This window comes from Pseudomonas sp. AC169 (genome assembly GCF_979258515.1).
Map to the genome: position 1 here is coordinate 5,149,878 of NZ_OZ409866.1, position 23,264 is coordinate 5,173,141.

Here is a 23,264-nt window from a genome sequence, read left to right on the forward strand (position 1 = left end):
TTAATGGCTGATTCGTTTGAAGATTTTAGTAAGTTTATAAGTTATGTGTTGCGTCACGAGCCCGAGTCGATTGGATTGCTGCTGGATGTCGAGGGGTGGGCGAATATAGATAGTTTAATCAGAAGTGCGGAGAGCGTTGGGAAGTCATTGAGCTATGAAATTATAATTAACATTGTCTCTCGCAGTGCTAAAAAACGCTTTGAAATATCCGGAGATGGAGCATGTATTCGAGCAGTTCAGGGGCATTCGTCAGAATCGGTGAAGCGTTATTACCCTGAACTTGAGCCTCCGGTTTTTTTGTATCACGGCACGGCCATACGTTTCCTCGACTCTATTTGGGAACACGGTCTGATATCTGGAGCTAGGCATCATGTCCATTTAACACAAAGTGAATCGCTAGCTTGTGATGTCGGGCGTCGTTACGGTAAGTCTGTGATTTTGCGCGTTGGTAGTCACCAGATGTATTTAAATGGATTCAAGTTTTTTAAAGCTGAAAATGATGTTTGGTTAACAAGCTTGGTACCTCCGAAATATATTCACACGCTTGCAGATAGCTAGGGTGTTCATTCTTCTTCCCAGGCAGCATGCATCTTAATTGCCTCGTTCAACCACTCTTTGAAATTCTCGTGACTGCCATGAAGCTCCCAGCCTTCCGAAGCGTAGGCATGGATTATGAGGACTTCCGGGTTTCCGGAATCATCGCGGCCATCGAAGCAGGCTATGTCATCGTTCGCGTTAAACTTCGCAAAGGGGATTAGCTCCCTCTGGGGGTAGAGCTTTTTTAAGGTGTGGTACCAGTAGTTTACATCCCCCTCTTCAAACACAATGAACCACCAAGGTTCGATATCGATGGCAGGTTTTAGGTTGATTGTTTTGATGAAGTCATTTGGATAATAAAAATGACTTCTGCCTGTGATTTCTAAATGAGCATTCATTCTTTGCCACTCAACTTTGGTAGTTCGTGAGATCCGTAAGGAGTTTCCTTTCCGAATCGTTTTGGCGACTGTTTTCCGACTCTTAATTCGATCGCCTGTCCCCACGTATCTGGTTTTTTTCCCTTAACAGCAAAGCGTTGTTGTTCTGGCTCAGTTACTGGATCGTTATATCCGCGCTCTCTAGCCTCTACTTTTATACCTGCTTCGCGTGCGGCGCGCACCCGAGTGTTATCCATGCTGGTGAGGTGACCATCCGGCATTCGGACCACATCAATGGGATCGCCTTGCCAACCTTTTTCTCTCATGCTCGCGACTAAATTGTCATAGGTGTAATTGTTTCCCGCTCTGTCAATTTTGTTGTATGAGACGGAGGTTTGAGAAAATCTTACCTCATTTGGGTCAATGGATTTCACTTTCGGGCACTGCGCGACATTACAGCTTAAGCCTAACGGATCCACCCACCCTGTAGGGTTAGGCACGTACTGGTAGCTATTCAAACCACCTGCAAGCTTGATCGGATCCGGCGTCAAAAACCGTCCAGTTCCCGGATTGTAGTAGCGGTGCCGGTTGTAATGTAACCCTGTCTCCGCATCGAAATACTGACCTGGGAACCGCAACGGGTTATCGATCTCGCTGACGTCCAGCGCGGCGAGATTACCGTAGGCTCGGTACTTCGCCGACCACATGATTTCACCGCTGTAGTCGGTTAGCTCCTGCGGTGTGCCGAGGTGGTCGAGTTGGTAATAGAACGGTGTTGCTTTACGTGGGCCTTCGCCATCGAGCATCGCCAATGGGCGGAAGCTGCCCGGTTCGTAGATGTAGCTGCGGTAGCGGTTTTCGGCGCTTTCCGCGATCAGTCTTTCGCCTTGCCACAGGAATTCAGTGGTGTGGCCGTCGACGGTTTTTTCAATACGACGGCCGAAGGCATCGTACTTGTAGGTTGCAGTGCTGCCACCCGGCAGGCTAACGCCGATCAAGCGGTGTTATTCAGGGACAGACAACTATAAATAGCGAGGAAGAGGTGAGTTTCTAGAGGGCAGATTATAGATACAAAAATGAAACCGTGGTCTGTCCCCATTCACGCATTGAAATGCGGTTTGAGAAACAAAGGTGACAGAATTATTTTCAGTTTGTAGAAAATAAATCTGTCACCTTTTTAGTTCGTTCCCTATTTAGTCTATCAGGAAAACAGGCACGTGGCCTGTCCCGGCTTGATTGGGAATGATGATTAAGAAGATGATTCGCTAAAATTAATTTCTCCTTCGCTACTAATGCAGCCGATGAAGCTTAGGCTTTCCGAGAAGAAGTAAGTATGTTGAGGGATGTCCGCGAAAATCGCCAGAGTGCATTCTAAATTTGCTGTGCTTATTTTGTATGCGTTATCTGTAAGAGAGTCGCCAATCAATACAATCTCGGGGGCGTTGAGGGCAGTTATTTTTTTTGAAATGTCAATAAAAGCTTGGTCGGCCTCTTTTTTTACGTAGTTCATAATGTTGGGGAGGGAGTTCCAAGCTATTTTAGACCCGCTAAATGGAAATTTTTTATTGGTGCTAGATACAAAACTATCATGTACTTCGGGTTTCAATTTTTCGAAAGTAATGTTGGAGTTTGATAGGTCTTTTTCAATCTCGTCGTCGAAATAACTCATTTTTTAAATGCCCTGGGAATTAATCAGGGACGGACCACGTTTAAAGTGCGAATCGCAAAAAATATAGCCTTTCTCCTACTGCGCGGAGCTCGCAAGTGAAAAGGTGGCTCATATATCGTTTTTGATCTTATTCTGTATCAATGAGTTTTTTGTATCGGTTGAATATAGCTATGCAGGTTTGATCTTCGTTAACTAGGTTTTCATAAAAGCTGTCGTCTTCAGCCCACTCTTGAAAAACAAATTGAGTTTTGTTTTTATTGTTGTGAGTCTCCTTTGATTTCAAAATCCAGTGAGATGAAAGTTTCTTGTCGGAAATCTCAAAAAAATCTAGGGCGAACGGTTTCGGATATTCGTCATAGGGTTCTGTGCAAATGTAAAGCCAGGGGCAGTTATCCCAAAGCTCAATGCCATAGACTACATATTCTTTTCCAATTTCGATTTCCAATTCATCGTCGCCAATTGAAATGTGGCGTTTTAGTCTAGATGCTGTTTCTAACGAGAAGCTTTCGCCTATCTTGTTTGTTTTGCATGTGACTTTCACTTTTTATCTCCAGGTGGGACGGCTGGGTCGTTACCCCATGGCTTTATATCATCTGTACTATGTTTTTTGAATTTAAAATCCATTAGCTCCCCAGTGTTAGGGTCTCTGACGTAATGCACAACTGAGTCGTTCCCGTTTTTAGATTTAACTTTTAGTTCCCATTTGTCCATTCCTTTAAATTTTGGATCATTGAGTCCTTCAATAATCCTGACTCCGTGTCCTTCTTTAGCTGCTTGCAAGGTCATTTGATCTTGAATGCTTTTGGGTTCCCGACTCCACTTATCAGTAACTGGGGGTTCAGGAGGTGGCGGAGAACCCTCCTTTACGACTGATTTGCTTGAGGGGGCCTCGGTACTTATTCCTGATGAGCCATTTTCGCCTCCAGGACACCCATTCAATCCTAACGGATCCACCCATCCCGTAGGGTTAGGCACGTACTGGTAGTTATTCAGTCCGCCAGCAAGCTTGATCGGATCCGGCGTCAAAAACCGTCCAGTGCCTGGATTGTAGTAGCGGTGACGGTTGTAATGTAACCCCGTCTCGGCATCGAAATACTGGCCTTGAAAACGCAGGGGGTTATCGATTTCGCTGACATCGAGTGCCGCCAGGTTGCCATAAGCTCGGTATCTGGCCGACCACATAATCTCGCCGCTGTAATCGGTGAGTTCCTGCGGTGTGCCGAGGTGGTCGAGTTGGTAGTAAAACGGGGTGGCCTTACGTGGGCCTTCGCCGTCGAGCATGGCCAACGGACGGAAGCTGCCCGGTTCATAGATGTAACTGCGGTAGCGATTCTCGGCGCTTTCAGCGATCAAGCGCTCGCCTTGCCAAAGGAATTCAGTGGTGTGGCCGTCGACGTTTTTTTCTATACGACGGCCGAAGGCGTCGTATTTGTAAGTTGCAGTGCTGCCGCCCGGCAGGCTGACACCGATCAGACGATGCTGGCAGTCGTAGCGATATTCGGTGACGAGTTTCTGGCCTGCGCCACGACGTTCGCGGCTCAAATTACCGTAAGCGTCGTAGTCATAATGACGGTCGCCCTGCATTAGCAGGCGGTTGCCTTTGACGTTAGCCAAATTGGCTACAGGAAGGTCATTCTGACCGAGGAGGTTGCCTGCTGGATCGTGGGCGAAGCTTTCCGGTGTCGCACCACGCACACTGATCAGTCGATCCAACGGGTCGTAGTGATAGCTGCGATTACCTTTGCGGGTGTCATCTACGCCGGCTAGGTTGCCATTCGCGTCATAGTTGTAGCGTCGCTGGAACAGATTTTTTTCGCGTTGGCTAACGCTATGCGCTTGCAGGCGACCTTGTTCGTCGTACTGGTATTGGCTTAGGAGCAAACCCTGTTGTCGCTGTTGCTCGCGACCGGCGCTGAACTGGTGAGAGGTCAGGCGTGAGCCGTTCAGGTCGATGCTGCTCAGGCGTCCGCCGGGTAGATGACGGTAATCGAGTGTGCTGCCATCTGGAAGGCGGCAGCGGCTCAGTTGGCCGACGCTGTCGTATTCGTAACGTGTAGTGCCCCAGCCCTGGTGTTCGGTGATCAGGCGGTCCTGTATGTCGTATTCGTACGCGAGCGGCCAGTTACCGTCGTCGACGTTTACCAGGCGCCCCAATGCGTCGTAGCTGTAATGGATTTCTTCGCCGTCTGGCAAGGTTTTGACCAGCAGGCGTCCGGACGCATCACGCTGATACTCGCTGACCAGTTCGCTGTCGTCATCGCCGAACTCGATTTTCTTCAGCAACTGGCCGTTGAGGTCGTACTCGTAGGCAGTACGGCGACCGTCAAAACCAGTTTCCTGCTGGATCAGGCCATTCGAATAGTAGTCGAGTTGGTAGCGTTCGCCGCGCTCGTTCTCGATCTCGGTGAGATTGAGTTGGGAGTTGTCGTAGCGATAACGCAGTTGGCTGCCGTCAGGATTAATGCGGCGGCTGACCAGGTGCAGGTTGTCGGCGTACTCGTAACGAGTGATTCGCCCAAGCTCGTCGCGTTCGGCGGTGACGCGGCCATATGGGTTGTAGCTGAAGGCGCGGGTGGCGCCGCCGGGCAGGGTTACTTGGGTCAGACGATCAGCAGCATCCCATTGGTATTGGGTAATAGCACCGAATTCATCCTGGCGGGTAATCTGCCGACCCAAAGCATCGTAGCGATACTTGCGTTGGCCGCCATCGGGCAGGCGTTCTTCCAGCAACTGGCCGAGGTTGTTCCAGCCCAGTTGGTGACGGCTACCGTCGGGATGACGAATTTCCAGCAGTCGGCCCTGACGGTCATAGCTGTAATGGGTTTCGTTGCCATCCGGGTCGGTTTGTTGGGTGATGTCGCCCTGTCGGTTGCGCTCATATTTCCAGCGGGCCTTGCCACGCTGTACGTCGATAAGTTGACCGTTGAAATAGTTGTAGCGGGTTGGCACACCTTCTGGCGGGATAACGGCGATCAAGCGCCCAGATTCGCTGTATTGGTACTCAGTGATCGCCCCCATCGGATCTTTTACTGCGATCAGACGTCCCTGATCGTCGTACGCGTTCTGCGTTTCACCGCCGTCGGGGGCGGTCTCCGAGACCAAACGCGCATTTTCGTCATGCACGTAGACCAGCTCACTGCCGTCGGCGTTGTAGACGGTCACCGAGCCTTTGTCGTCCCACTCGTAACGCGCTTCCATTTGCGCGTAGTTGGCCCAGTGGCGTACGCAGCGGGAATGTTTGCCTTCACGTTCCCATTCCCAAAAGAAGCTGGCGCCGCCGGCCATTTGTCGTTCGAGGATGACGTGCTGATCGTTGTACCGATAGTGCTCGGTTTCACCCGCCGCATTGGTAGAGGAAACCAGTTGATTGCGTGCGTTGTATTGGTAGGTGACGAGCGTTTGAATGGTCAGCCATGGATCCTGACGTTCACCGCGGTCATTGTATTCCTGGCGTTGTTGCTGCTGATCGACGGCCACAATGTGTCGGTCGTCGTAACGCATTAGCAGGGCACGGCCTGCACCGTTATCGATGCGCTGGATACGGTCAACGAAGTCATAACTGATATGTAACCGGTTTTCGTAGGCGTCGCTGATCGTGGTTAGGCGACCGGCTCGGAAATGGTAGAAGCGTGTTTTTGCCCCGGCCTGAGTCAGGACAAGTTCACCGGGAGCATCGCCTAGATAAATTGCCGCTTGCGCCAGACTATTGGTAATGGCGGGGCGCTGTTCAGTGGGCATCGGGAATCGGGTCTGCCGGTTCTCGTTGTCTGTCCACAGCACACCTTCATCATCGAGATGCAAACGATGAGAAAGCGAATGGCTCCAGCCATGGCCGAGACGGCTGTCGATCTCTACCGCACTGCTACGGTATAGGCGGGTCCACTCGAAGGGCAGCCCCCCCCCCATTTCACCATCGGTCAGCGTGAGTAATTCCTCACCGGTCACCATCGACACGGGTTCACCGTCTGAGCAGGTTTTGTCGACGCATTGGGCGGGCTTGTCGGCCGGGTTTTTTGACTGTTTTGGCGCGTTATCGACAGGTTCCACTTGTTCGATACGTGAGGCAGGCGCATCTTTTTTACGTGCCTGAATCTGCGCGTCGGATTTCACTTTCCCGCCGCTGACAGGATGTTTTGGCTCAGAAACCTTTGCCGTTTCTGCAGGTTTTGGGCTTGCAATCTGAACATCAGCCTTACGCGCCGGGTTGAACGGCGCATCGCCATTAAGCAACAAAGGCTTCGACGCTTCGGTGTGCGGTGTGGCCTTGGTTTTGCTGACTTTCATCAGCATGCCGGTAAAGTCTTCGATCAGTTTTATGACCTTGCCGCTGCTTTGCACGCCTTGGATTGCCTTTGTGCCCACTCGTACAGCCAGGCCCAGGCCACCAGTCAGAACCACACCGACCAGAATGTTCAGCAAGAATTCTGTGCTCATTTGCGCCAGCACTTCCGTGCAGGTTTGTGGCGGCAGCATCTTTATCCACGCCACGATGGCGGCGACGTAGACCCACATCAGTGGCTCATCACTGGCGATCAGCAAGGCCGTGTGGATGGCCTCTGCTGAGGCATCATAAATTTTCTTGATCTGCTCCTCAGTGAAAAATTTTTTCAGCTTTTCGTAATTTTCGCGAGGGTGGGCGACGAGGTCGTAGAGGCTCTTGATATCGCCCCACAAGCCCATTATCGCCTTCATGAAGCCTTCCCACGCAGCTTCCAACTCCTGCAGGGCACGACCGCCCAGTGATGCATCAGTATGTGCCTGCCAAAGCGGCAAGAAACTTGTGCTCCACTCGGTTTGCAGCCAACCGCCGAGCTCACCGATCACACCTTGGTAGGAGTTGAACAGACTATCGATCTGAGCGGGCGTAGGATTAGGGAAGAACGTAATCTTGTATTGCTGATTGGGTGTAAGCCCGGAAACTTCCAGAATGCCGGTCGAGTCGATGGTTTTGTTGATGGTTGGACCGACTTCGTTCTTGCCAATAAAGCGGCCATCTACCACTGGTGTCAGACGGACCGGTGTATTACCGATCGGTACAAAACGTGCGGATTCGAAGCTGTGCACCAGTACGAGCTTGCCGTTCGCCGGGCAGTTGGCATAAAGGGTGTTTTCCTTTTTGCTGTCCTTGTCTGCAGTGCCGACTTCGTCCCCGACCTTGAACTGCTGCTCGGCATCCAGAATGCCGCCATACCAGGCTTCGGCATGCTCACGGTAGTCTTTCAGACACTTCTTGAAGTCGGCAATGATCGCCTGAGCATCAGGTTGTTTTGCCGTGAGGCCACCAACGATCCCACCCATCAAAACGCTCATACAACCACCTCATTTTCCAGATGGGCTTTCAGCAGCCCGGCAAAATTTTCTTCCGTGAGCGGCGTGCGCTTTACGAAACGCGCCACTTTTTGTTTCAGATTTGATTCGGGGAACGAGAAGTACAGATCGGCATGTTCGTCCAACAGCCACTGCATCATGTTGCCGATGACGGTCGAAGGATTTTCCGCCATCAATCCATCCAGCAAATCCTTCGGCACCTCCCACCACGGCCAGTCCCGCACCTTCGGCACAACCCGCGTCCCAACCTCCAGCGACTGCCCATTAATCAGATACCGTTCAAACATCGGCATCACTTCCCCAGCCTTCTCCCCAAGCCCATGCAGAATCGGGTAGATATGCCGCCCATCCCAAAACCGGAAAAACACCTCGGTCCCGTCCGGCATCTTCACCTGTGTCAGGCTGCGCAGATGCTCGAACACTTCATTCGGCTCGGAACGCGACACCGCCAGCCAGCCCCAATCAAGGGCATCGGTTTCAGCGATCCACGGCAGGAACGCGGAATTGGCTTTGAGCTCGGTGACGTAGGGCATCACCGGTTGCCAGGTGGAGTAGGGCGTGCCGCCCCATATCGGCAGGAGCTGGGCGGTAGGCTCGGTCAGGTAGAGATTTTTCAGCGCGTCGGAATCACTCGCCGCACTAATAACCAGATACAAACGCTCGCCAGTCTGCAACGGCTGTTGCGCCAGCCAATCCTTAGGCGTAATTCGATCAGATGGCACAGGCACCTGCCTTGCATTTTTCGCATTCTTCGCAGAACGGCGCGTTACGTTTGAGGGTGTTGATCTGGGCCGGGGTCAGGACCTGGCCGGCCTTGTCGGCGTCGGCCTGTTTCAGGATGCCGGGCATCAACGGGGCGGCGCCGGTGCCGCTGCCGGGACTTCCGCCGGAGTTCATATTGATCACCGGGCCGCTCAGGGTCACGCCGCCGGCGTCGATCTTGATGAAGCTGCCGCCGCCGATCAGGGTCAGCTCTGCGCCGGCTTCCATTACCACTTTCATGCCGCTGCTGAGGTGGATTTCTTGCCCGGCGTCGATGAACTGGCCGGTGCCGATCTTGATGTGCTGATTGACGCCGACGGTGAGGTGGTCGTTGGCGCGGGTTTCGACTTTGCGGTCGGCGTAGACGGTGTGGTGTTCTTCGGCCTTGAACTCGCTGTAGCTGTTCTTTTCGACGGTGTCGTGGCGTTCGTTGCCGACGCGGATTTTCTGGTCGTGCTCGACGTTTTCGTCCCAGTCGCGCTGGGCGTGCAGGTAGATCTGTTCCTGACCTTTTTTGTCTTCGATGCGCAGTTCGTTGTAGCCGCCACCGCCCATCGAGCTGAGGGTCTTGAAGGTGCTGCGAGTCTTGTTCGCCGGCAGCTCATACGGGACGGTGTTTTCCTTGTGGTACAGGCAGCCGCTGATCAGCGGTTGATCGGGGTCGCCTTCAAGGAAGGTGACGAGCACTTCCATGCCGATACGCGGGATGGCGATGCCGCCGTACTGGGCGCCGGCCCAGGCGCTGGAGACGCGCAACCAGCAGCTGGTTTTGTCGTCGGCCTGGCCTTCGCGGTCCCAGTGGAACTGCACTTTGACGCGACCGTACTCGTCGCAGTGGATCTCTTCGCCTTTCGGGCCGGTGACCACGGCGCTCTGGCTGCCGAGGATGCGCGGTTTCGGGTGGCGCAGGGGCGGGCGGTTCGGCACGTCCCACGGCGTGGCCTGAAAGCGGTTGCGGTAGCCCTGGTGAAAATCGTCTTTGAGTGCGGTGGTGTCGCTGGTTACCGATTCTTCGAGGACTTGCGGTTGCTTGCCTTCGTGGTGGACTTCGGTGAGCAGCCAGAGGTCATTCCATTTGGCTTTCGGGTGCGCGGTCAGGGCGAGGAAGTGGCCGCTGACCAACAGCGGTTGATCGCTCTTGCCTTCAGCCAGCTTGAAATCGCTGCGGTGGCGTTCGAGGGCGCGTTTGGCCAAGTGTTTGCCGCGCTCGCGGTCGATGAAACGACCCGGATAGTCGTAGTCTTCGAGGTCGGGCAGGGCGTCGCCACGGTTCTCGCTTTCGAGGGTGATGCGCGGTTTTTCGAAGTCGTAATCGCGGCGGGTGGTGCGGCTGGTGCGGGTTTCCAGGCGCAGGTCGAAGCGCTTGATCACCGGGTCGCTGGCGACCATGCCGGAGTCTTGCTGATAGGCCACAGGCTTGAGTTTCGGGAACACCGTCTGGTCATCGCCGAACACCAGTTTGTGCGCCGTCGCCGTGTGCTCGAAGTGGTAGTGGATACCTTCTTCCTCGCACAGGCGCTGGATGAAATGCAGGTCCGATTCATCGTATTGCACGCAGTAAATGCGCTCGGGATAAATCGAGCCGGTCTTGAATTCGTAGGCGTTGCTTTGAATACCGTGTTCTTCGAGGACCTTGCCGATGATTTTCGGCACACTGAGGTTCTGGAAGATGCGCTGGTTGACGCGATGCGCCAGGTACGCCAGTTGCGGGCGCAGGGTCACTGAATAACGGGTCAGGCGTTTGCCGGAATCGCCTTGCGCGGCGCGGTAGATCTGGCCGTGGATGCCGCTGCCGTCGGGCGACAACTGCAGGAAGGCCGGTTTGTGCAGCAGGGTTTCGAGGTCCAGCGACGGCTGCTCACTGACCAGCTCCACCTCGAAGACAAAAGGCTGGCTGATGGCTTCCCGACCGGTGAGGGTAAACACCTGAAAATCGGCGGAAAGCCCTTCGATGGTCAGGGCAAAGTGAGTTTCATTGGCCGGCGCGAACATCCCTTGTTCCTCGTGCTGTACAGCGGCGTGAGTTGACGACCGCAAAACGGCTCAACTTACGCGAAATTCTGGAGGGCGAAAACAACATCGACCAGCAGAGCTGGCCGATGCTTGTAACGATCAGCCGTAATTAAACGACTGGAGCACGCCAGTCATCGGAACCCGAAGTACCGGATACTTCGTGGGTCCAGGTGATTTTACGGTAGGTGAACTGCACTTCTTCCAGGTGGGTGAAGTGCGAGTTGCCTGGATCCTGGCAGTTGTGCATTTTGTTGTTGATGGCGACGATGATCGCGTCTTCCAGTTTGGTGGTGTAGTAGTGCTCTTGGGTGCCTTGAGCAGAAGTACGGAACCACTGGATAACGATTTCGCTCATGCGCTCGCCGGAGGTCAGAGCGGCTTGCAGCAGAGGCGAAGCTTTGTCGTAGACCTTGGTGATCACAACTGGCTTGTGAACGCGCTGACCGGTTGGCTGACCGGATTGTGGGTCACGCGGGATGATCACGTCGTGGCTGAAAGCCTGAACCATAACCTGGTCTTCGTGGCCTTCCTGGTAGGTATTGCCTACGGAGTCAGCGGTGAAAGCGCCTGCAGTGATCAGGCCTTGTTTTTCGCCGGTAACCGACATGTACGCTGGTGTTGCCATGGGGTGCTCTCCTTGCGGAATAATTTAAGGTGCCCGGGAGGCGAAATCGCCCGGTGGGTGCCTGACTGTTATCAAGGAGCGTGCCAACAATTGTCGCAGCCATGCGGGCCGGGGTGTTCAGCCGATTTTTCCGCCGATTGCGCGAAACGAAGCAGTCATCCGAAGCAAAAGTGCGCAAGAAGTTGCGCAGTACTGCGCAACTTCTTGCGCACTTGGCTGCAGGCCTTGTGCGGTGTGGCTCTCAGCGGTTTTATCGGTCTGTTTTGCAAAACAAGTGCGCAACTTCTTGCGCACAATGGCCACACGCCATCATTTGGTCGAGGCGGCTGCTTGAAACTTTCAGATCAAAAGGTCGCAGCGTGCGATCTTTTGATTTTTCAACGCGCAAATTGGCTCAGACACTCCTCAATCGAACGCTGCTGCGTCGCGGCATACAACCCCAACTCATCAATGGTCGCGCGGCCCAGCGCCTGCTCGAAGGCCTGTCGATTGGAATGCTCGCCGTAATGCGCCTGCGCGGCATCGCCAAGGTTCGACTGAAAAATCCCCGCCGCACTCACCGGCAGGAAATCTTCGTACACCAACGGTTCCGCTTTCACATAACCATCGCGCAACAATTCCTCCAGTGACGACTGTCCAAGCCCTACAGCAGCGAGACCTTTTTCCGTGACGAAATAGCGAAAGTACGCCAACCCTTGTTCACGCATGCCCTCGACACTGTCAGGAAATTCGCCAAAGTGTTGAGCCATCAGCGCGTTGTAGCGTGCGGCATTGCCTTCGTTGGGGAAGTCACCGAGTTCATCGCGCGCGGCATTCAGCAAGCGGTCGTACAGCTCCCGACCTTTGGGCGTGAGTGCCGCGCCGCGCTGTTCGATTTCGCCGAAACGCGCGCTGTGACTGCCACGGGTCTGGTTCTGGTCGGTGAAGGCGATCGGTTCGTCCAGCGCCTTGAAACTGGTCTGGCGCAAGAGGATCGGGCACTGCCGGCGCGGGGGGCCTTCGATCACGGCTTTCGGGGTGATGCCATGGGCTGGCATTTGCTCCTGCACGCGGTCGATGTCCAGCGTGCGTGGCGTCAGGTGATTGATGTGCGGGCCTTTGAATGCAACCACATCGGCGATCAAGCGGTGTTGGGCGCTCAATGTCTGATACTGCGCGGCGGTGACTGTAGCGCTGTGATGCCAGCGAAAAGTTTCCAGTGCCTGCAGGACGAATGCCTCGGCCTCGCTTTCATTCAGTCCACCCGCGTTTTCAGCTTGCGCGATCAGGCGCAACGCCTCCGAGGTAAAGATCGAACGCTCGGCCAGCACTGATTCGGCAAACGCGCGCAGTTCCGCATCTTCAATCAACTCCAGGCGCAACAGCGACGTAAACACCCGAAACGGGCTGACTTGCAGCGCCTCTTCATGCACCGCGCGAAACGCTGTGGAATGCACCGGTACGCCCGCCGGGGTCAGGTCGTAATAACCCACCGGTTGCATGCCCATCACCGCAAACAGACGGGCGAGGGTGGCCAGTTCCGTCGCAGTGCCAACGCGGATGGCGCCATGGCGTTCCATGTCCAGCCGTTGGATTTCGCCGGTGCTGTCGAGTTGCCGGGCGATGTCCGGCTGACGTGCAAGCACTTCGCGGTTGGTCTGTTCCACCAATTGCATCAGCGCGCCGTACAACGGCACTTCTTCGCGGTACATGTCGGACATCGCTTTGGAGAAGCGTTGGCGGATCAGGTCGGGGCTGACGAACGGCTGCACGGTCATGAAAAAAATTCCTGCCACGGTCACGAAATGGATAGGAGAAAAGATCGCAGCCTTCTCGCAAGCGGGCAAACGAAGAATCCTACGAACTTCATTCTGCCAACGACTGATCCACCAGTTCGATCCAATGCATCACCCGCGTGCGTCCGGCACTGGCCAGATGGCTCTGGCAGCCGACGTTGGAGGTGACGATCAGCTCAGGTCGGCCGCTCTCCAGCGCGTTGAGGCGGTTGTCGCGCAGTTGCCGCGCGAGCACCGGTTGCGTCAGCGAATAGGTGCCCGCCGAGCCGCAGCACAAATGGCCGTCGGGCACGGCGGTGAGATTGAAACCGAGGCGGGTGAGCACGGCTTCCACCGCGCCGCCCAGTTTCAAAGCGTGCTGCAAGGTACACGGGCAATGCACGGCAATCCGTCGTTCGCTGGCGGCGCAAACCTTTTCCAAAGGTTCCCGATCGAGAATCTGCACCAGATCCAGCGTCCGTTCGCTGATTTCCCGGGCCTTGGCCGCATACAACGGATCGTCTTCGAGCAAATGCCCGTAATCCTTGATGAATGCACCACAACCACTGGCGGTCTGCACAATCGCTTCGGCACCGTTTTGCAGGTGCGTCCACCAGGCATCGATGTTTTGCCGGGCGCGGTCGAGGCCCTTGGCTTGCGCGTCGAGGTGATAGTCCAGCGCGCCGCAACACCCGGCCTCGGCCACCGGCGTGACACTGATGCCCAGGCGATCCAGCACCCGCGCCGTGGCGTCATTGGTGTTTGGCGATAACCCCGGTTGTACGCAGCCTTCAAGCAACAACACCCGCCGGGCATGGCGCGGGGCGGGGCGCAAACCGGAAAGCGGCAGATGCTGCGGCAGTTTACTTTCCAGCATTCGCGGCAACAGCGGTCGAAACGTCGTGCCCACGCGCAGCAAGCCTTTGAACAACCCCGGATTCGGCGCCAATGCGCGCAACCCCTCACGCAACAGACGTTGCGCCGCCGGACGTGGCACCGCGTGATCGACCACCGCGCGGCCAATGTCGAGCAGGTTGTGATAGTCGACGCCGGACGGGCAGGTGGTTTCGCAGTTGCGGCACGACAGGCAGCGGTCCAGATGCAGTTGCGTCTGCGCCGTCGCGGGTGCGCCTTCGAGCACTTGCTTGATCAGGTAGATGCGCCCGCGCGGGCCATCGAGTTCATCGCCGAGCAACTGATAGGTCGGGCAGGTCGCGTTGCAGAAACCGCAATGCACGCAGGTGCGCAGGATCTTCTCCGCCTCGGCGGCGCGGGGCAGTTGTCGCGATTGTTCGCTGAGGGTGGTTTGCATGGCTAGAACTCCGCGTACATCCGCCCGGGGTTGAACAGCCCTTGCGGGTCGAGTTGCGCCTTGAGTTGGCGGTGATAGCGCAGCAGTGTCGCGGGCAATGGCTGGAACGGTGTGTCGCTGGCGCCATGACTGAAACAGGTGGCGTGGCCGCCCAGTTCCTGCGCGAGGATGTGGATGTGCGCCGCGTCGGATTTCAGCCAGCGTTGCGCGCCGGCCCAGTCGATCAACTGCTCGCCGGGCAAGTCCAGTGGCCCAAGATTGTTCGGCAGAGACAGGCGCCACAGCGGCGGGCCTTCATCGAAAAATGCCAGCCGCTGCTCATTCAGATCCCGCCAGAACCCTGAGTCCAATGGCTCGCCACCAAGGCGTTGATGCGCGGCCGTCACCGAGCCTTCGCCGCCTTCAAGCCGCAGATACAGACTCTGGCCATCGTGGCAGGCGGCACTGATCGGCAGCGGTTGCTGGCCCCACTCGGCAAGCTTGGCCAGTGCCCGCGCGCAGTCCATATCGAGGCGAATGCTCAGGCACTGGCGCGGTTTCGGCAGGACTTTCAGCGAGACCTCGGTGAGCACGCCGAGGCAGCCATAACTGCCGGCCATCAGCCGTGACAGGTCATAACCGGCGACGTTTTTCATCACTTCGCCGCCGAAGCGCAGGTGCTGGCCGAGGCCGGTGATCACCCGCGTGCCGAGGACGAAATCGCGCACCGAGCCAGACCACGGCCGCCGAGGCCCGGACAAACCCGTGGCGATCATGCCGCCGACGGTGGCGCCTTCACCGAATGCCGGCGGCTCGCAGGGCAGCATTTGTCCGGCAGCATCCAGCGCCGCCAGCAGCTCGGACAACGGCGTGCCGGCGCGCGCCGTGATCACTAGTTCGGTCGGCTCGTAGCGGACGATGCCGCAGTGGGCACGGGTGTCGAGCACTTCGCCGGCGACCTCGCGGCCGAGGAATGCTTTGCTGTTGCCACCCTGAATTTTCAGCGGCGTAGCATTGGCCCGCGCCTCGTTGACCTGATCGAGCAGGGCGCTGGCGGCGTCGACGTCAGCCATCAGAAACGCTCCAGTTCGGGGAATGGCAATTGGCCGGCGTGAATGTGCATCGCGCCGAATTCGGCGCAGCGGTGCAGGGTCGGAATGTTCTTGCCGGGGTTGAGCAGGCCTTTTGGGTCGAACGCAGCTTTTACCGCATGGAACAGGCTCAGTTCGTCGCTGTTGAACTGCGCGCACATCTGGTTGATTTTCTCGCGGCCGACGCCGTGTTCGCCAGTGATGCTGCCGCCGACCTGCACGCAAAGTTCGAGGATCTTGCCGCCCAAGGCTTCGGCGCGGTGCAGTTCGCCCGGTTGATTGGCGTCGAAGAGAATCAGCGGGTGCATATTGCCGTCACCGGCATGGAACACATTGGCCACGCGCAAACCGTATTCTTCGCCGAGGCGGGCGATGCCTTTCAGCACGCCGGGCAATTCGCGGCGCGGGATGGTGCCGTCCATGCAGTAGTAATCGGGCGACAAACGTCCGATGGCCGGGAAAGCATTCTTGCGTCCGGCCCAGAAGCGCACACGTTCGGCTTCATCGCGGGCCTGACGCACTTCCGTGGCACCGGCCGCGATCATGACCTCGCGCACCCGTTGGCAATCGTCGTGGACATCGGCTTCGACACCGTCGAGTTCGCACAGCAGAATCGCCTCGGCGTCGACCGGGTAACCGGCGTGGATGAAATCTTCAGCGGCGCGAATGGCGAGGTTGTCCATCATCTCCAGGCCGCCGGGAATGATCCCCGCCGCGATGATTTCGGCGACCGCGCGGCCAGCCTTTTCCACGGAGTCGAAACTGGCCAGCAGGACTTTCGCGACCTGAGGTTTGGGCAGCAGTTTGACCGTGACTTCGGTGATGATCCCCAGCAGGCCTTCGGAACCGGTGAACAACGCGAGCAAATCGAAACCCGCTGAGTCGAGGGCGTCCGAACCGAGGGTCAGGCGTTCGCCTTCGATGGTCAGCACTTCGATTTTCAGCAGGTTGTGCACGGTTAATCCGTACTTGAGGCAATGCACGCCGCCGGCGTTTTCCGCGACGTTGCCGCCGATCGAACAGGCGATTTGCGAGGACGGATCCGGCGCGTAATACAAACCGAAAGGCGCGGCCGCCTGGGAAATCGCCAGATTGCGCACCCCCGGTTGCACCCGCGCAGTGCGAGCGGCGGGGTCGATGTGCAGAATATTGTTGAAGCGCGCCATCACCAGCAGCAGGCCCTGTTCCAGCGGCAATGCGCCGCCGGACAAGCCTGTGCCGGCACCACGGGCCACCACCGGGACGTTCTTCTGATGGCAAAGTTTGAGCAGGGTTTGCACTTGCTCAAGTCGTCGCGGCAGGGCGACCAGCATCGGCGTGGTGCGGTAGGCGGAGAGGCCGTCGCATTCGTAGGGTTTGAGTTCTTCTTCACGCCACAAAATGTCGAGGTCTGGCACGGCGTGTTGCAGGGCCTTGAGCAGGTCAGCCTTGTTCACCTGCGGCAACGGACCGTCGAGGCGCTCGTCATAAAGAATGTTCATCTCAAGCCCTTAACCTTGATCGTTCCCACGCTCTGCGTGGGAATGCAGCCCGTGACGCTCCGCGTCACTGGACGCGGAGCGTCCCTTGAGGCATTACCACGCAGAGCGTGGGAACGATCAGGGGCCGGGTGCATTGTCATCTTTGGCTTCCCAAAAACTCGCGGTAAAGCTCTGCAGTATTCCCCGGTTGTTCAACCATCGGCATGTGCCCGACGTGATCCCAGACATCCACGCGCAAATTGGCGATGCCCTTGCTCCACACCGGCACGCTGCTGACGTCGATCAACCGATCCTTGCGGCCCCAGAGCAACAGCGCCGGGCATTTGATGTCGGCCAGTTTCGGCTCCATCGGCGGGCTGGCGCGAAAATCGCGGAAGATCTCTTCCAGTTCATCGCGTTGTCGTTCGTAGCGCTGGGCGATGGCGTCCAGCACCAGGTTCGGCACCCACGGCGGTGATTCCATGGTCATCGCGTAAAACTGGCGAAACTCTTCCCGGGAGTTGATCAGAAACGGGTTATGCCCGCGCGCCAGATGCCGCTCCATATCGCTGACCTCGGGCGCGGTGACGCCCGCCGGGTCGATCAGTGCCACCGAAGCGATGCGGTCGGGATACGTCGCCGCCAGCCACGCCGCGATGTAGCCGCCCATCGAGTTGCCGATCACATGGACTTTTTCCACACCGCAAACGTCGAGCAACTGGATCATGCGTTTGGCCTGCAATGGGATGTCGTAGCCGCCACCCGCCTTGAAGCCGGTTTCACCATGGCCGGCCAGGTCCGGGATGATCACCCGATACTGGCGCACAAAGTGCCGGGAAAAGCGCAGCCACAGGTTCTTCTCGGCGCTGTAGCCATGCAGCATCAGAATCGCGCTGGCCGCTTCATACGGTCCGCCCTGCCAGGTCGAGACGGTCATCTCGGCGATCGGCACTTCAATCTTGTGCAACTTGTACAACTTGGCCTCGATGGCCATGTTCAGGTCGTACAGCCAATGACCGACCGCCGGATAACTCAACCAGCTCCAGGCCACGAAAACCGCGAGGGCGACAAACAGCAAAAGCATCGACGTCTTCCTTTTACGTGTTCAGGACAGAATGTGGTCGGCCGGTTTCAGCGCTCGGGTCAAGCGGTGATAGCTGAAACTGAAGCCGGGAAACATCGCGATCACATGACCGCTCTTGCTTTGATACCAACTGTGGCAGCCGCCGGACTTCCAGACCGTGCGCTGCATTTCCCGATGAATCATCTCAGTGTAGGTACGTTCCGCTTCGGGGCGCACTTCGATGCTGCGCAGGCCTTTGGCCTGCACGGTGCGAATGCAGTCGAGGATGTAGTTCATCTGCGACTCGATGATGAACAACGCCGAGGTATGGCCGATGCCGGTGTTGGGGCCGGTGACGATAAACAGGTTAGGAAAGTCCGGCAGGCTGGTGCCCAGATACGCACGCGGGTATTGCGCCCAGACATCTCTGAGTTGCACGGCGTTTTTTCCGCTGACCGGGTAGGAAATCACCCCGTCGGTGGCGTCGTAACCGGTCGACCAGACGATCAGATCAACATCGATGTGCTGACCGTCTTCGGTGTTGATCCCGGTTTCGTCGATGGAAGCGATGCCCTGCTCGCGGGTATGCAAAGTGACGTTGGGACGACTCAGCGCCGGGTAATACGTGCTGGACACCAGCACCCGTTTGCAGCCGATGGTGAAGTCCGGGGTGAGTTTTTTTTGCAGTACCGGGTCTGGCACCTGGCGTTTGAGAAAGCGCAGGGCGTGCTGCTGCACCATGTGAATCGCTGCTTTCGAATATTTGAAGGCGATGACCCGGGTTTCGAACTGCCAGTAAATCAGCCAACGCAACAGTTTGTAGGCAGGTTTGCGGCCGAGTAGCCAGCGTTGCAGGGGCCCAAACTGGCGATCGGCGCGGGGCAGCACCCAATGCGGCGTGCGCTGAAACACGTGCAGTTGCTCGACCTGCGGCGCAATCGCCGGAATCACCTGTACTGCACTGGCGCCGCTGCCGACGATGGCCACGCGTTTACCGCGATAGTCGTAGCTGTGATCCCAGTTGTTTGTATGAAACGTCTTGCCCTGGAAGCGATCCTGGCCGGGAAAGTGTGGGATGACTGGTTGGCTCAGCGGCCCGGTGGCATTGATCAGGAACTGCGCATGAAAGGTGCCTTTGCTGGCGGTGTGCACGTTCCAGCGTTTTTCCGTGTCGTCCCATTCGACGCGCTCGACATTGGCTTGCAACTCCACGCGTTCGCGCAAACCGAATTCCTCGATCACATGCTCAGTGTAGCGCTGCAGTTCGGCCTGCCCGGCAAACATCTGCGACCAGCGGTATGGCGCAAACGACAGCGAGTACAGCGGCGACGGCACGTCCACCGCCGCGCCGGGGTAGGTGTTCTGGCACCAAGTGCCGCCAAAGAAGTCTCGTCGCTCCAGCAGGCGAAAATCGTCGATCCCGGCTTTGAGCAGGTTGACCGCAGCACATTGACCGCCAAAACCGCTGCCGATGATCAACACGTGATAGGTGTGCATGGGCCTCCTTCTTATAGTTGTTTTTCCATTTTGCTCCTTTCATGTATAGCCAAATATTTGCCCTGTGTGCGGCCCTGATGGCGCGCTATTCAGCCCGCTGGCCGGTGATGGCTATTTAACGTCGCCCTGATAGACTCCCAACACATCCGTCCTGCGGTGTGCGTGATCGAGGTCCTTATGGGAAACACGGGAGGAAAGGGACTTTCATTGGCCAGGAGGCTTTATACGTCGCGAACCCTCGGGCTGTTGCTTGGGCTACTGTGTGTATCCGTCGCGATGTATGCGCTGGATCCACCGCTGTGGGTCTGGGCGCTGATGCTGTTCAATGGCCTGGTCTGGCCGCATCTGGCGTTTCAATGGGCGCGCCGCGCCCGGGTTCCTTACCACGCTGAACACCGCAATCTGTTGATCGACGCCTTTTTCGGCGGCTTTTGGCTTGCCGCCATGCATTTCAATCCGCTGCCCACTGCCACGACCATTTCGATGATGGCGATGAACAACGTCGCGATCGGTGGTTCACGGTTTCTATTGGCCGGTTCTGCGGCGCAGTTGCTCGGGGTCGGCGTCGGGCTGGTGGTGTTTGCTCCGGCATTCATTCCGCAAACCTCGCCGGCGCAAATGTACGCCTGTTTTCCGTTGCTGCTGCTGTACCCGTTGGCGCTGGGCTGGATCTGCTTTCGTCAGGCCTACACCCTCGGTCGACATAAACGCGAATTGCTCGCCCTGAGCCGCACCGACAGTCTGACTGGCCTGCTCAATCACGGCGCGTGGAAGGATCAATTGGAGATCGCTTTTCAGCGCTGCAAGCGGCAGAAGCAGGGCGCGGCGATTGCGTTGATCGACATTGATCATTTCAAAGCCATCAACGACACCTACGGCCATGTTGCCGGCGACATCGTGTTACGCCAGTTGAGCAAGTTGCTTAAACAAAACCTGCGGGCGACGGACGTTGCCGGGCGCTACGGCGGTGATGAGTTCTGCGTGATTCTCCCGGAACTGCCGTTGTTCAACGCCGCGCAGGCCATGGAAGCGTTGCGTGAGCGCTTTGCGCTTCTGGGCTATGAGCAGAATCCGGCGTTGAAGGTTAGCTTGAGTATTGGCCTCGCGGCGTACGATCCGGCGCATGCCGACGCGACACGCTGGCTCAACGATGCCGATCAGGCGTTGTACGAGGCCAAGGCGAGCGGGCGTAACCGGGTGATCTGCAATTGCGATGACAAGCCTCGGCGGACGTTGCTGGATTCGGTCTGATCCGCATCACCACACATCCCTTGTAGGAGCTGCCGAAGGCTGCGATCTTTTGACTTTGGTCTTTCTAAATCAAAAGCAAGATCAAAAGATCGCAGCCTTCGGCAGCTCCTACACGTGTTCGGTGGTGGTCAGGGAGATGTCGCATTCGGTGTAGAGCCTCGCGCCGATGTCGGGTACGGTTGGAGTCCCCCCGACGCGAAACAAGGATCGCTTCATGACGTTCTCATTTTCTCGCTCCCTGGTGGCCGCCAGCCTCGGCCTGTCTCTCGCTTTCTCGGCTGCCAACGCCGTTGCCGAACCGCACAAACAAGTGCTCGCTGATGCCGAGCAATACCAGCCAGAAGCCCTGAAACTGCTGGAGCGGCTGGTCAATATCGACTCCGGTTCCGGCTATGAACCGGGTCTTAAGCAAGTCAGCGACATCGCTATCGATGAACTGAAAAAACTCGGCGCCACCATCGAACTGGTGCCGAACACGCCGGAAAAATCCAACCATGTACTCGCAACGCTGAAAGGCACCGGCAAGGCGAAAATCTTGCTGATGGCGCACATGGACACGGTGTTCAAGGAAGGTTCGGCTGCCGAGCGGCCGTTTCACATCAAGGATGGCCGCGCTTACGGGCCGGGCGTGATGGATGACAAGGGCGGCATCGTCGCCGGGATCTATGCGCTGAAAATCCTGAAAAACCTCGACTTCAAGGACTACGCGCAAATCACCTTCCTGCTCGACGCCAGCGAAGAAACCGGTTCGGACGTCGCCACCGACCTGATCAAGAAAACCGCCAAACAGCACGACGTGACCCTCAACCTTGAGCCGGGCCGCCCGGCCGATGGTCTGGTGGTGTGGCGCAAGGGCAGCGCGACGGCGCTGGTCGAGGTCAAGGGTAAAGCCGCGCACGCCGGTGTCGCGCCGGAGCTGGGACGCAACGCCGCGATGGAAGCGGCGCATCAGATTCTGCAACTGGGCAAACTCGGCGATGAGGCGAAGAAAACCACCATCAACTTCACCGTGCTCAAGGCCGGCGATCGCACCAATGTGATTCCCGATCAAGCCACGGCCAAGGCTGATGTGCGTGCTGCGGTGCCGGAGGAGTTTGACCGGATCGAGAAGGACCTGGCGCGGGTGTCGCAGGACAAATTGATTCCTGAAACTGAAGTGAAGACATCGTTGCAACGCGGCTTGCCACCGATGCCGCAGACGCCCGAGTCGGATCGCCTGATGGCCATGGCTCAGGGGATTTACGGCGAGATTGGCCGCAAGTTGACGGAGGAGGGCAGTGGCGGCGCGGCGGATGCCAGTTTGTCTGCCGGGGTTGGCACGCCGACGCTGGATGGTTTCGGGATTGTTGGCGGCAATATTCACACGCCTGAGGAGTACGCCGAGGTGGCGAGCGTGGCGCCGCGGATTTATCTGTTGTCGCGGATGATTATGGAGTTGGCCAAGCCGCGGTGAGTGGGTTGGTGGTGTGACTGATGCGGGTGGGGTGTCAGGTGCATTTGCCCTCACCCTAACCCTCTCCCGGAGGGAGAGGGGACTGACCGCGTTGTTTGTGGTCCATGTGGCAATCGGCAGATCAAGTTGAATGCAAATTTGCATTCAACGCGGTCTCTCGCGTCTGCGTAGATCCAGAGCATCCCCCAATCAGTTCCTTCTCCCGAGGGAGAGGACTGACCGTGTTGTTTGTGATTAACACGGCGACCTGAAAGATTACCTTTGAATTCAAAATCGGATTCAGCGCGGTGTCGCAAGTCGGCGTAGCTCCCGAGCATCCCCCAATCAGTTCCCTCTCCCTCTGGGAGAGGGCTAGGGTGAGGGGCTTTTGGGGGAAAAGTGGAAGGCGCGGACGGCGTACAACTTTCCAAGACGTTTCCTACAACGTACCCTGTTGCCGCATTTCGGTATCGACCCCTATAGTTCGGGCTCGCGGAAAAACACCGCGAACGACCTTGGCCGGTCGATACAGAGACGTACAGTCTGCCCAACATATTCAGTCGATGTTTGTCTGTGATGTTGTGTTATGGCGGCTGTGCGTGGGACACCTTCGGGTGTGCCGGTTCCTGTATCCGGTCGGCCAACCCGCGTACGGCTGCCACCTTCCTCGTTTGGCCGCGACTGGTGGTAGCTCTCTCAATACAGGAGTTATACCAATGTGTGATCAAGTAATGCCCCGCTTCCTCCCCATCGATACCTACGACGCCGAATCCCCGGTGCTCTTCCTCAATACTCACTCAGAACTCAGCGACATGGCCGCCTGTGCGATGCACCGGTTTGTGGTTGTGCGCGATCTGGCCGACACCTTCGCCAGTCTCAACCTCAAGGGCATTTCCGATTGTGATCTGACGCGGGTGACCAGCGCGGTGCATCTGTTGATGCGCGAGGGCTGTGCGATTCTGAATGTGATTCAGGCGCGGGCAGTGCAGCGGGAGGAGGCTTACAAGACGCCGGTTTAGCGGTGTAGCGGCAGACGCCTTCGCGAGCAGGCTCGCTCCCACAGTGGATCTTGGGTGAACACAATATTCGTGTTCGACACCGATCAAATGTGGGA

17 protein-coding genes and 1 pseudogene are annotated in these 23,264 nt (G+C 57.1%); 4 read left to right on the forward strand and 14 right to left on the reverse strand.

Features of this window, described 5'->3' with window-relative positions; translation table 11 throughout:
* The first annotated feature begins 3 nt into the window (after positions 1–3).
* Positions 4–558 (forward strand): RNA 2'-phosphotransferase, encoded by a 555-nt coding sequence (locus ACZZ0G_RS23015; protein WP_463557639.1) that lies wholly within the window; start codon positions 4–6, stop codon positions 556–558.
* Positions 559–563: 5 nt separating this feature from the next.
* Here ACZZ0G_RS23015 and ACZZ0G_RS23020 read toward each other — a convergent pair whose 3' ends face one another.
* The 14 genes and pseudogenes from ACZZ0G_RS23020 to ACZZ0G_RS23085 all read right to left on the reverse strand — a co-directional run bounded on the left by ACZZ0G_RS23020 (position 564) and on the right by ACZZ0G_RS23085 (position 19,467).
* Positions 564–935 (reverse strand): SMI1/KNR4 family protein, encoded by a 372-nt coding sequence (locus ACZZ0G_RS23020; RefSeq protein WP_463557640.1) that lies wholly within the window; start codon positions 933–935, stop codon positions 564–566.
* A pseudogene (locus ACZZ0G_RS23025) lies at positions 932–1,918 on the reverse strand (RHS repeat-associated core domain-containing protein); the annotation flags it as partial. The pseudogene ACZZ0G_RS23025 and the gene ACZZ0G_RS23020, both read right to left, overlap by 4 nt.
* A 245-nt stretch (positions 1,919–2,163) precedes the next feature.
* Entirely contained in the window at positions 2,164–2,583 is a 420-nt protein-coding gene (locus ACZZ0G_RS23030; protein ID WP_463557641.1) for a hypothetical protein, read from the reverse strand.
* Between the two features lie 127 nt (positions 2,584–2,710).
* The gene (locus ACZZ0G_RS23035; RefSeq protein ID WP_463396833.1) at positions 2,711–3,124 is read right to left on the reverse strand and encodes a hypothetical protein; all 414 of its coding nucleotides are present in this window, start codon (positions 3,122–3,124) and stop codon (positions 2,711–2,713) included.
* A complete protein-coding gene (locus ACZZ0G_RS23040) occupies positions 3,121–7,893 on the reverse strand; it encodes an RHS repeat-associated core domain-containing protein (RefSeq protein ID WP_463557642.1) in 4,773 nt (1,590 codons plus the stop codon). The genes ACZZ0G_RS23035 and ACZZ0G_RS23040 overlap by 4 nt, the downstream gene beginning before the upstream one ends.
* Positions 7,890–8,633 carry a DUF4123 domain-containing protein gene (locus ACZZ0G_RS23045; protein WP_463557643.1) on the reverse strand — a complete coding sequence of 248 codons (744 nt, stop codon included), beginning with the start codon at positions 8,631–8,633 and terminating at the stop codon, positions 7,890–7,892. The genes ACZZ0G_RS23040 and ACZZ0G_RS23045 overlap by 4 nt, the downstream gene beginning before the upstream one ends.
* A complete protein-coding gene (locus ACZZ0G_RS23050) occupies positions 8,623–10,665 on the reverse strand; it encodes a type VI secretion system Vgr family protein (RefSeq protein WP_463557644.1) in 2,043 nt (680 codons plus the stop codon). Before ACZZ0G_RS23050 ends, ACZZ0G_RS23045 begins: the two co-directional genes overlap by 11 nt.
* 130 nt (positions 10,666–10,795) lie before the next feature.
* The gene (locus ACZZ0G_RS23055; RefSeq protein WP_007919523.1) at positions 10,796–11,311 is read right to left on the reverse strand and encodes an Hcp family type VI secretion system effector; all 516 of its coding nucleotides are present in this window, start codon (positions 11,309–11,311) and stop codon (positions 10,796–10,798) included.
* Between the two features lie 377 nt (positions 11,312–11,688).
* The gene (gene hglS / locus ACZZ0G_RS23060) at positions 11,689–13,068 is read right to left on the reverse strand and encodes a 2-oxoadipate dioxygenase/decarboxylase HglS (protein WP_463557645.1); all 1,380 of its coding nucleotides are present in this window, start codon (positions 13,066–13,068) and stop codon (positions 11,689–11,691) included.
* An 88-nt stretch (positions 13,069–13,156) separates the two neighbouring features.
* A complete protein-coding gene (gene glcF, locus ACZZ0G_RS23065) occupies positions 13,157–14,377 on the reverse strand; it encodes a glycolate oxidase subunit GlcF (RefSeq protein ID WP_463557646.1) in 1,221 nt (406 codons plus the stop codon).
* A 2-nt stretch (positions 14,378–14,379) separates the two neighbouring features.
* Positions 14,380–15,429, reverse strand: coding sequence for a glycolate oxidase subunit GlcE (glcE, locus tag ACZZ0G_RS23070; protein WP_463557647.1), 1,050 nt, complete (start codon positions 15,427–15,429; stop codon positions 14,380–14,382).
* Positions 15,429–16,928, reverse strand: coding sequence for a glycolate oxidase subunit GlcD (gene glcD, locus ACZZ0G_RS23075; RefSeq protein WP_463557648.1), 1,500 nt, complete (start codon positions 16,926–16,928; stop codon positions 15,429–15,431). Before glcD ends, glcE begins: the two co-directional genes overlap by 1 nt.
* Before the next feature lie 136 nt (positions 16,929–17,064).
* Positions 17,065–17,991 carry an alpha/beta fold hydrolase gene (locus ACZZ0G_RS23080; protein WP_463557649.1) on the reverse strand — a complete coding sequence of 309 codons (927 nt, stop codon included), beginning with the start codon at positions 17,989–17,991 and terminating at the stop codon, positions 17,065–17,067.
* A 21-nt stretch (positions 17,992–18,012) separates the two neighbouring features.
* Complete coding sequence (locus tag ACZZ0G_RS23085) at positions 18,013–19,467, reverse strand: flavin-containing monooxygenase (protein WP_463557650.1); 1,455 nt, start codon at positions 19,465–19,467, stop codon at positions 18,013–18,015.
* A 177-nt stretch (positions 19,468–19,644) separates the two neighbouring features.
* On the opposite strand from ACZZ0G_RS23085, the gene ACZZ0G_RS23090 reads away from it, so the two are divergent.
* The 3 genes from ACZZ0G_RS23090 (at position 19,645) to ACZZ0G_RS23100 (ending at position 23,169) form a co-directional block, all read left to right on the forward strand.
* Positions 19,645–20,718, forward strand: coding sequence for a diguanylate cyclase (locus ACZZ0G_RS23090; RefSeq protein WP_463557651.1), 1,074 nt, complete (start codon positions 19,645–19,647; stop codon positions 20,716–20,718).
* A gap of 214 nt (positions 20,719–20,932) precedes the next feature.
* Complete coding sequence (locus tag ACZZ0G_RS23095; RefSeq protein ID WP_463557652.1) at positions 20,933–22,171, forward strand: M20/M25/M40 family metallo-hydrolase; 1,239 nt, start codon at positions 20,933–20,935, stop codon at positions 22,169–22,171.
* 695 nt (positions 22,172–22,866) lie between these two features.
* The gene (locus ACZZ0G_RS23100; protein WP_038369113.1) at positions 22,867–23,169 is read left to right on the forward strand and encodes a hypothetical protein; all 303 of its coding nucleotides are present in this window, start codon (positions 22,867–22,869) and stop codon (positions 23,167–23,169) included.
* Positions 23,170–23,264: the final 95 nt, after the last annotated feature.